The organism is Seohaeicola sp. 4SK31, from assembly GCF_028802875.1.
Classification (GTDB): Bacteria; Pseudomonadota; Alphaproteobacteria; order Rhodobacterales; family Rhodobacteraceae; genus Seohaeicola.
In genome coordinates this window covers 1-4,263 of the sequence record NZ_JARAMP010000060.1, presented here as the reverse complement: position 1 = coordinate 4,263, position 4,263 = coordinate 1, and the positions used below count along the sequence as shown (strand labels likewise).

The following is a 4,263-nucleotide window of genomic DNA, read 5'->3' as shown; positions in this document are numbered from 1 at the left end:
AGGCTCCACCAGACAAGGACCCGATTAGATCGCCAAGCACTGTCGAGTGTTTGGCCGTCCAATCGGACGCAGGTGACGCAAGTCGCCGTCTTTTACATCGTATAGAGAGATACATATCAACACTGTTTGGTATTCCCGCGTTAGGGAAATACCTCAGTCTTGTGCCAAGCCTTCGGGCGCGGCGAGCATGTGAATGGGCTGTTTCCTCGGCCTCCCACATGTCTGCAGGCTGAAACGAACAGAGTTGTCCAAGTCAAGTACACTAACCAAATGTCTTGCTGACCTGCACGGGTCGGCAAGGCGGGAAAGTATGCTTTTGATTCAGGAAGAGTCTTGCTCTTTCTGGATCAAATCAAGCGCGAGAAGGGCGTTTGGTGGATGCCTTGGCAGTAAGAGGCGATGAAGGACGTGATACTCTGCGATAAGCCATGGGGAGCTGAGAATATGCTTTGATCCATGGATTTCCGAATGGGGCAACCCACCTGATACTGTGTTATTTATTCGACTGTGAGTTACCTGAGGTTCGTCCTCGAGTAGCGAAGCGGTAGGACGAAATAATGCGGTAAACCAGGTACTTTTAACCTGAATACATAGGGTTTTAAGAGCAAACCCGGGGAACTGAAACATCTAAGTACCCGGAGGAAAGGACATCAATAGAGACTCCCCTAGTAGCGGCGAGCGAACGGGGACCAGCCGAGTCCTGAGAGTGACTAGAACTGTTTGGAAAAGCAGGCCATAGCGGGTGACAGCCCCGTATAGGAAGCTCGATGGAACGTATTAAGTAGGGCGGAACACGTGAAATTCTGTCTGAAGATCGGGGGACCACCCCCGAAGGCTAAGTACTCCTTACTGACCGATAGCGAACCAGTACCGTGAGGGAAAGGTGAAAAGCACCCCGACGAGGGGAGTGAAACAGTACCTGAAACCGAACGCCTACAATCAGTCGGAGCTTGACTGGACTCTAATGACAATCTACCCGACAGGCATCTTGTGCCTTGAGGGGGAACCGACATGTCAGATCTTGCCGTTGTTACCGATGGTACCTTCGCCGTTGTCGGGCTCGTTCTGGGCCTGATCAACATGGGCACGCAACATTGCCCGAACGAAGGCTGCCTGGCCAAGAACGCGCGCACAGCCTATGTCTCCGGCTCTGTCGGCGATGTGGTGTTCCAGGAAGCGACCGTGGGTGAAGAATTTTACCTGCGCAAGCAGACTGGTATGGCCCGCGGGCCGTTCCAACTCACCTACGGCGCATCGGTCACCGATGCAGGCGGGGTGTGGATCGGCCTTGGCAATACAACGACATACACGACCGCGAACAATCGCTGGTACGCACAGTTCCACACCATGCCCGGGCTTTACCTGCAGGGCGATGAGGTGGATCTGGGTGGCAGCATCCAGTTCCGGTCTGGGATCGAAATCGGATACGAGAACCGCGCAGGGGTGCGCATGGGTCTGTCAGTCGACCATCGGTCGAATGCAGGGCTCGACAGCCGCAACCCCGGCCTTGAAACGGTTCAGTTCCGCGTCTCGATCCCGATCGACTAGTTGCTTCAAGCCCTCAAGCAGCGAAGCGGTAGGGGCATAAATGCCCTCACGCGGCGAAGCGGTAGGGCAAACATCATGATTATCATTAGTGTCCAGTCTTGTGACGGCGTACCTTTTGTATAATGGGTCATCGACTTGGTCTCACGAGCAAGCTTAAGCCGATAGGTGTAGGCGCAGCGAAAGCGAGTCTTAATAGGGCGTTGAGTTCGTGGGATCAGACCCGAAACCGAGTGATCTAGGCATGACCAGGATGAAGGTTAGGTAACACTAACTGGAGGTCCGAACCCACACCTGTTGAAAAAGGTCGGGATGAGTTGTGCCTAGGGGTGAAAGGCCAATCAAACTCGGAGATAGCTGGTTCTCTGCGAAATCTATTTAGGTAGAGCGTCATCCGAATACCCCGGGGGGTAGAGCACTGGATGGGTAATGGGGCCCCACAGGCTTACTGATCCTAACCAAACTCCGAATACCCGGGAGTACTAGATGGCAGACACACGGCGGATGCTAACGTCCGTCGTGAAGAGGGAAACAACCCTGACCTACAGCTAAGGCCCCCAATTCATGGCTAAGTGGGAAAGCAGGTGGGACGACCAAAACAACCAGGAGGTTGGCTTAGAAGCAGCCATCCTTTAAAGATAGCGTAACAGCTCACTGGTCTAAATAAGTTGTCCTGCGGCGAAGATGTAACGGGGCTCAAGCCATGAGCCGAAGCTTAGGATGCCGTAAGGCATGGTAGCAGAGCGTAGTGTGACATAGTATCTATCCTCTTTAGCCCCTCTCGGGGGGCCTTGGAGGACAAGATACTTTCTGTGAAGCCGGGGCGTGAGCCATCCGGTGGAGAGATCACTAGCGAGAATGATGACATGAGTAGCGACAAACAGGGTGAGAGACCCTGTCGCCGAAAGTCCAAGGGTTCCTGCTTAAAGCTAATCTGAGCAGGGTAAGCCGACCCCTAAGGCGAGGCCGAAAGGCGTAGTCGATGGGAACCAGGTTAATATTCCTGGGCCAGGAGGATGTGACGGATCGAGACTGTTGTTCACCCTTATCGGATTGGGTGGGCCGCTGATCGGTTCCTGGAAATAGCCCTCCATGAGATCGTACCCTAAACCGACACAGGTGGACTGGTAGAGAATACCAAGGCGCTTGAGAGAACTATGTTGAAGGAACTCGGCAAAATACCTCCGTAAGTTCGCGAGAAGGAGGCCCGGTTTCTAGGCAACTAGAGGCTGGGGGCACAAACCAGGGGGTGGCGACTGTTTACTAAAAACACAGGGCTCTGCGAAGTCGTAAGACGACGTATAGGGTCTGACGCCTGCCCGGTGCCGGAAGGTTAAAAGGAGAGGTGCAAGCTTTGAATTGAAGCCCCGGTAAACGGCGGCCGTAACTATAACGGTCCTAAGGTAGCGAAATTCCTTGTCGGGTAAGTTCCGACCTGCACGAATGGCGTAACGACTTCCCCGCTGTCTCCAACATAGACTCAGCGAAATTGAATTGCCTGTCAAGATGCAGGCTTCCCGCGGTTAGACGGAAAGACCCCGTGCACCTTTACTACAACTTCACACTGGCATCAGGCCAAGCATGTGCAGGATAGGTGGTAGGCTTTGAAGCAGAGACGCCAGTTTCTGTGGAGCCTCCCTTGAGATACCACCCTTGCTTCGCTTGATGTCTAACCGCGGTCCGTTATCCGGATCCGGGACCCTGTGTGGTGGGTAGTTTGACTGGGGCGGTCGCCTCCTAAAGAGTAACGGAGGCGCGCGAAGGTTGGCTCAGAGCGGTCGGAAATCGCTCGTTGAGTGCAATGGCAGAAGCCAGCCTGACTGCGAGACTGACAAGTCGAGCAGAGACGAAAGTCGGCCATAGTGATCCGGTGGTCCCAAGTGGGAGGGCCATCGCTCAACGGATAAAAGGTACGCCGGGGATAACAGGCTGATACTGCCCAAGAGTCCATATCGACGGCAGTGTTTGGCACCTCGATGTCGGCTCATCTCATCCTGGGGCTGGAGCAGGTCCCAAGGGTATGGCTGTTCGCCATTTAAAGAGGTACGTGAGCTGGGTTTAGAACGTCGTGAGACAGTTCGGTCCCTATCTGCCGTGGGTGTAGGATACTTGAGAGGAGTTGCCCCTAGTACGAGAGGACCGGGGTGAACGTTCCACTGGTGGACCAGTTGTCGTGCCAACGGCAGTGCTGGGTAGCTATGAACGGACAGGATAACCGCTGAAGGCATCTAAGCGGGAAGCCCCCCTCAAAACAAGGTATCCCTGAGGGCCGTGGTAGACCACCACGTCGATAGGCCAGAGATGTAAGCGCAGCAATGCGTTCAGTTGACTGGTACTAATTGCCCGATAGGCTTGATTTGATCCAGTAAAAGAAAGACTTTACTGATCAAAAGCATACACACCAATACAGTCGTACATGACTTGGACAACAACCGTATCTCGTTCCTTTCTCGGTTTGGTGGTCATAGCACGAGCGAAACACCCGGATCCATTCCGAACCCGGCCGTTAAGCGCCGTCGCGCCAATGGTACTGCGTCTTAAGACGTGGGAGAGTAGGTCACCGCCAAACCTAGTAAGGAACGAAAATACAACCGTATCTCTCAACGATGAAAAAAAGCGCATAAAAACCAGCGCGGGATGGAGCAGCCCGGTAGCTCGTCAGGCTCATAACCTGAAGGTCGTAGGTTCAAATCCTACTCCCGCAACCAACTTTAGCGA

General features: G+C 53.9%; 1 tRNA gene and 2 rRNA genes. All 3 read left to right on the top strand.

Going from position 1 to position 4,263, the window contains the following annotated elements:
* Positions 1-350 precede the first annotated feature (350 nt).
* Positions 351-3,905: ribosomal RNA gene (locus PVW27_RS21170) — 23S ribosomal RNA — on the top strand.
* Positions 3,906-3,999: 94 nt separating this feature from the next.
* Positions 4,000-4,114: ribosomal RNA gene (gene rrf, locus PVW27_RS21165) — 5S ribosomal RNA — on the top strand.
* A 62-nt stretch (positions 4,115-4,176) separates the two neighbouring features.
* Positions 4,177-4,253: transfer RNA gene (locus tag PVW27_RS21160), tRNA-Met, on the top strand.
* Positions 4,254-4,263 lie beyond the last annotated feature (10 nt).